The sequence below is a fragment of the Streptomyces sp. UNOB3_S3 genome, from assembly GCF_020740895.1.
Classification (GTDB): domain Bacteria; phylum Actinomycetota; class Actinomycetes; order Streptomycetales; family Streptomycetaceae; genus Streptomyces.
The window spans coordinates 1-6,094 of the sequence record NZ_JAILXP010000407.1 but is presented as its reverse complement, the minus strand read 5'-3'; the positions used below and the strand labels follow the sequence as shown (position 1 = coordinate 6,094).

4 protein-coding genes are annotated in these 6,094 nt (G+C 72.0%); 2 read left to right on the top strand and 2 right to left on the bottom strand.

The features are described from left to right. Positions 1-333 precede the first annotated feature (333 nt). Together K6I33_RS30205 and K6I33_RS30200 are read left to right on the top strand one after the other, a co-directional pair. Positions 334-2,349 carry an acetoacetate--CoA ligase gene (locus tag K6I33_RS30205; protein WP_229357731.1) on the top strand — a complete coding sequence of 672 codons (2,016 nt, stop codon included), beginning with the start codon at positions 334-336 and terminating at the stop codon, positions 2,347-2,349. Between the two features lie 86 nt (positions 2,350-2,435). Beyond that, complete coding sequence (locus tag K6I33_RS30200; RefSeq protein WP_229357730.1) at positions 2,436-3,320, top strand: hypothetical protein; 885 nt, start codon at positions 2,436-2,438, stop codon at positions 3,318-3,320. A gap of 71 nt (positions 3,321-3,391) precedes the next feature. On the opposite strand, the gene ptsP is transcribed toward K6I33_RS30200, so the two are convergent. After that, positions 3,392-5,062, bottom strand: a complete 1,671-nt coding sequence (gene ptsP / locus K6I33_RS30195) for a phosphoenolpyruvate--protein phosphotransferase (RefSeq protein ID WP_229357729.1) — start codon at positions 5,060-5,062, stop codon at positions 3,392-3,394. Positions 5,063-5,165: 103 nt separating this feature from the next. Then, a complete protein-coding gene (locus K6I33_RS30190; RefSeq protein ID WP_229357728.1) occupies positions 5,166-5,615 on the bottom strand; it encodes a PTS glucose transporter subunit IIA in 450 nt (149 codons plus the stop codon). Between the last annotated feature and the right edge of the window lie 479 nt (positions 5,616-6,094).

Below are 6,094 nucleotides of genomic sequence, written 5' to 3'. Positions count from 1 at the left end.
GCCCCACCGCGTCCACCCGGTGCCGCCGCCAGGCCGACCGCACGGACCGCAGCCCCTGCGCGCTCCCCACCGACCGCAACGAGGCCATCCACTTCACCGATCGCACAAGGTCACCCGCGTCCATGTCGCTCACCCTGCCACCCGCCCGGGCACCCCCGCGCACCGTTCAACCCCCGTTCACCCCCGCAAGGGCGTGCCCCTCCCGCGACGGTGTGACACCGGCCCTGGTGCACGAGTCGATCACATGGCATCGTCCTCACAGCCACCGCACGCGCGCACCCCGTTCGTGCGCACGGCTCCGCCCACGACGCGCAGAAGCCCGGGAGCAGCCACATGACCACCGCACCGCAGCCCGTCGACCAGCCGGAGCCCCTGTGGCGGCCCGGCGCGGACCGCATCGCCGACGCACGGGTCACCCGCTTCCACGCCCGGGCCGCCGAACGCCACGGCGCGCCCGCCCCCGTCCCCGGCGACCCCGCCGCGAGCTACGCGGCCCTCCACCGCTGGTCCGTGACCGAACCGGAGACCTTCTGGCAGGCCGTCACCGAGTGGTGCGACGTCCGCTTCACCACCCCCTACGAGCGCGTCCTCGCCGACCCGGCCATGCCCGGCGCCCGCTGGTTCCCCGGCGCCACCCTCAACTACGCCGAGCACGCCCTGCGCACCGCCGAGGACCCCGCGCGGGCCGGCGAGCCCGCCCTGCTGCACGTCGACGAGACCCACGACCCCCGCCCCGTCACCTGGGCGGAACTCCGCCGCCAGGTCGGCTCGCTCGCCGCGGAGCTGCGCCGCCTCGGCGTCCGCCCCGGCGACCGCGTCAGCGGCTACCTGCCCAACGTCCCGCAGGCCGTCGTCGCCCTCCTCGCCACCGCCGCCGTCGGCGCCGTCTGGACCTCCTGCGCCCCCGACTTCGGCGCCCGCAGCGTCCTCGACCGCTTCCAGCAGGTCGAGCCCGTCGTCCTGTTCACCGTCGACGGCTACCACTACGGCGGCAAGCGCCATGAACGCGCCGACGTCGTCGCCCAGCTGCGCGCCGAGCTCCCGACCCTGCGCGCCGTCGTCCACATCCCGCTGCTCGGCACCCCCGCCCCCGAGGGCACGCTGGAGTGGGACGCCCTGACCTCCGCCGACACCGAGCCGGTCTTCGAACAGGTCCCCTTCGACCACCCCCTGTGGGTGCTCTACTCCTCCGGCACCACCGGACTGCCCAAGGCCATCGTCCAGTCCCAGGGCGGCATCCTCGTCGAGCACCTCAAGCAGCTCTCCCTCCACTGCGACCTCGGCCCCGGCGACCGCTTCTTCTGGTACACCTCCACCGGCTGGATGATGTGGAACTTCCTCGTCTCCGGCCTCCTGGTGGGCGCGACCGTCGTCCTCTACGACGGCAGCCCCGGCCACCCCGACACCGCCGCCCAGTGGCGCGTCGCCGAACGCACCGGCACCACCCTCTTCGGCACCTCCGCCGCCTACGTCATGGCCTGCCGCAAGGCCGGCGTCCACCCCGGCCGCGACTTCGACCTCTCCCGCGTCCGCTGCGTGGCCACCACCGGCTCCCCGCTGCCGCCCGACGGCTTCCGCTGGATCCACGACGAGTTCGTTGAGAGCACAGGGGACATGTGGATCGCCTCGGTCAGCGGCGGCACCGACGTGTGCAGCTGCTTCGCCGGCGCCGTCCCCACCCTCCCCGTGTACATCGGCGAGCTCCAGGCCCCCTGCCTGGGAACGGACCTCCAGGCCTGGGACGCCCAGGGCAAGCCCGTCGTCGACGAGGTCGGGGAACTGGTCGTCACCAACCCCATGCCCTCCATGCCGATCCACTTCTGGAACGACCCCGACGGCCACCGCTACCGCGAGAGCTACTTCGAGATGTTCCCGGGCGTCTGGCGGCACGGCGACTGGATCACCCTCACCTCCCGCGGCACCGTCGTCATCCACGGCCGCTCCGACTCCACCCTCAACCGCCAGGGCGTACGGATGGGCTCCGCCGACATCTACGAGGCGGTGGAACGCCTCCCCGAGATCCGCGAGTCCCTCGTCATCGGCGTCGAACGGCCCGACGGCGGCTACTGGATGCCCCTCTTCGTCCACCTCGCCCCCGGCGCGGCACTGGACGACGCCCTCCTTGCGAAGATCAAGAGCACCATCCGCGAGCAGCTCTCCCCGCGCCACGTCCCCGACGAGGTCATCGAGGTCCCCGCCATCCCCCACACCCTCACCGGCAAGCGCATCGAGGTCCCGGTCAAGAGACTCCTCCAGGGCACCCCCCTGGAGAAGGCGGTCAACCCCGGGTCCGTCGACGACGCCGAACTGCTGGGCTTCTACGAGCGCCTGGCCCGCGAACGCGGCTGACCTGGGCGAACGGGCGGCGGAAGGCCGTTGTCAGTGCCCTTGGTTACTGTGAGTGAGCATCGATCACTCGTGCCGAGGGGGAGTACATGCCACGCACCGACAACGGCCGGAAGCGCCCGACCGCGCGCACCACACCGACCGCGCGACGCAGACTGCGCCACGAGACACCGAGCACCGTGGCCGTCCTCGCCGACGAGACGGACTTCGCCGCCATGCGGCGATACCGCAGCTTCCGCTTCGACGACCACACCGGCTACCTCCGCCAGGTCGACGGCCTGCTCAGAGCCCTCGCCGCCCAGGGCACCCACATCAGCCTCGCCCTCTTCGACCCCATCGCCTACGAGGAGTACTGCGCCGACACCCGCCTCGACCCCGACACCCCCACCAGCCGCACCCGCTACACCGCCGACGTCGCGGCCGCCGGCGCCCGGCTCACCTACGACGGCCGCCCCCTCACCCGCCTGCTGCCCGACCTCGTCCGGGCAGCCGAACACCAGGCGACCTGGGAATACGCCTCCGCCCTCCTCGAACTCGAACCCGGGGAGGACACGGGCCGGGCGGCCTTCGCCCGGGCGTCGAAGATCCTGCGCCGCATCGTCGAGACGGCGGGCGACGGCAGACACCACCTCGTGTGCAGCGTCTCCACGCCCGACGACGCGAACACCCCGCTGGTCGCCGTCGTCGAAGCCGAGCGCCACGACGGAGCGCTGCGCCTCGGGGAATCGGCGGCCCTGCTCTTCTGCACGGTCCTCGCGGCCGGCATCGCCCTGGGCAGCCCCGGCGGCGTCGTGCTCCGCACCACCCGCCCCGGCGAGCCCGAGACGGTCCGCGGCTGGTGCCTGGACGGCGACGGACTCCGCCCCCTGACGGCGGGCGAGGTCTTCGCCGCCTACTGCACCGACGCCGGCACGGGCGAACCCGTACCCCCGGAGCCCGGCGTCGAGTACCTCGCGGGCGTCCGGCTCGAATAGAAAGAAGTGAGGGGTGCCCCACCGGCAGGTGGGACACCCCTCACTCATCACTGCTCACAGAACGGCCGGGCTCACTCGCCCGACAGCACCGCCTGCGCGGCCAGACGGGCCTCCTCGGCCGAGTCCGTCGCACGAGCGGCCGCGGCGGCACGCTCGCACTGCGCCAGCGTGTGCTTGGCCAGCGTCGCCCGCACATAGGGGATCGACGCCGCGCCCATCGACAGGCTGGTCACGCCCAGACCCGTCAGCACGCAGGCCAGCAGCGGGTCGGACGCCGCCTCACCACAGACGCCACAGCTCTTGCCCTCGGCCTTGGCGGCCTCGGCCGACGCGGCCACCAGGTCGAGCAGCGCCGGCTGCCACGGGTCCTGAAGACGCGAGACCGCGCCCACCTGACGGTCGGCGGCGAAGGTGTACTGCGCCAGGTCGTTCGTGCCCAGCGACAGGAACTCGACCTCCTGAAGGATCGAGCGGGCCCGCAGCGCGGCGGAGGGGATCTCCACCATCGCGCCGAACTTCGCCCGGAGCCCGGCCTCACGGCACGCGTCCGCGAACGCCTTCGCGTCCGTGCGGTCCGCCACCATCGGGGCCATGACCTCGAGGTAGACCGGCAGCCCCTCGGCCGCCTTGGCCAGCGCGGTGAGCTGCGTGCGCAGCACCTCCGGGTGGTCCAGCAGCGTCCGCAGACCACGCACACCGAGCGCCGGGTTGGGCTCGTCGGCCGGCGTCAGGAAGTCCAGCGGCTTGTCCGCGCCCGCGTCCAGCACCCGCACGACCACACGGCCCTCGGGGAACGCCTCCAGCACCTTGCGGTACGCCTCGACCTGCTTGGCCTCGGACGGCGCCTTCGCACTGTCGTCCAGGAAGAGGAACTCGGTACGGAACAGGCCCACGCCCTCCGCACCCGCCTCGACCGCGGCCGCCACATCCGCCGGACCGCCGATGTTCGCCAGCAGCGGCACCTTGTGCCCATCGGACGTCGCACCCGGACCGGACGACGCGGCGAGCGCCGCCTTCCGCGCCTCGGCCGCCTTGGTCAGCTCGGCGCGCTTCTCCTCGCTCGGGCCGACGAAGACGTCACCCGTGCTGCCGTCCACGGCCACCACCGTGCCCTCGGCAAGCTCACCGGCGCCCGGCAGCGCCACCACGGCCGGCACCCCGAGCGCCCGCGCCAGGATGGCGGAGTGACTCGTCGGCCCGCCCTCCTCCGTCACAAAGCCCAGCACCAGCGCCGGGTCCAGCAGCGCGGTGTCGGCCGGCGCCAGGTCCCGCGCGATCAGCACATAGGGCTCGTCACTGTCCGGCACACCCGGCATCGGCACGCCCAGCAGCCGCGCCACGATGCGGTTGCGCACGTCGTCGAGGTCGGCCACCCGGCCGGCCAGGTACTCACCGGCGTTGGCGAGCAGCGCCCGGTAGGCGGCGAACGCGTCGTACACCGCGCGCTCGGCGGTGCTGCCGACGGTGATGCGACGCTCGACGTCGGCCATCAGCTCGGGGTCCTGGGCCATCATGGCCTGGGCCTCCAGCACGTGCTGGGCCTCACCGCCGGCCAGGTTGCCGCGCGCGATCAGATCGGCGGCGACGGCCTCGACGGCCTGCCGCGCGCGCCCCTGCTCACGCGGCGCCTCGTCCGCCGGGATCTGCTTGGCCGGCGGCTCCAGGACCGCCGTGCCCATGTGCCGGACCTCGCCGATCGCCACACCGTGGCTCACGCCGACGCCTCGCAGCGTTGTCTCCATTTCACGTCTCCGGTTGATTGCGGCGGCCATGGAACACAGCCGCCGCGGTGGATGTCGTACGCGCCGTCCATCCGGACGGCTCAAGATCACCGAAGGTGAAAGGTCACTGCCAGGAGAAGAGGGCGTCGCCGGCCTTCACGTCGCCGTCCTCGACGACGTCGGCCAGCGACTCCGCGGTCGCCTCGAGCGCGACGACGGGGCAGACCGGGGACTTGCCGGCCTCCTCGACGGCGACCGGGTTCCAGCGCACGATGTCCTGGCCGCGCTGGACGTTGTCGCCCTTGTTGACGAGCAGCTCGAAGCCCTCGCCGTTGAGCTGAACGGTGTCGATGCCGAGGTGCGTCAGCACTCCGTGGCCCTCGCTGTCGACGACGACGAAGGCGTGGGGGTGGAGCGAGACGATGACGCCGTCGACCGGGGAGACCGCGGCGTGCGGCTCACGGACCGGGTCGATAGCGGTACCGGGTCCCACCATCGCGCCGGAGAAGACCGGATCGGGCACTGCCGCGAGTCCGATGGCGCGTCCGGCGATCGGGGACGACACGGTGGTCATGGGAAGCCTCCCAGAGGTGGAGAATCATCACGCGCCGTCACTACCTGTCCTGGACGGCGCACTGGTCGGAAGCCTAAGTCATAGGAACTGAGGATTCCGCACGAGCGTGCGCGCTGCGCACGCGCGGGAGCCGTGTGCGGTGCGTAATCGATTTGCCTCGTCCCGGCGGGGGCTGTACTGTCAGATTCCTGCCCACGACCGAGGCCCGCACTGAGCTGCGAGCGAGGCGAGGGCGGCACTCCATTTGGATGAGATCCTTTCCCGGATCCGTTGACGTGTGCCCGCATGCCGATGTGTATGCAAGGTGAACGAGGCGGAAACGGGGCCGGAAAAGTCCTGATAGAGTGTGAAGCACCGAAGGGAAGCCCGGAGGAAAGCCCGAAAGGGTGAGTACAAAGGAAGCGTCCGTTCCTTGAGAACTCAACAGCGTGCCAAAAGTCAACGCCAGATATGTTGACACCCCGTCCATCTCGATGGAT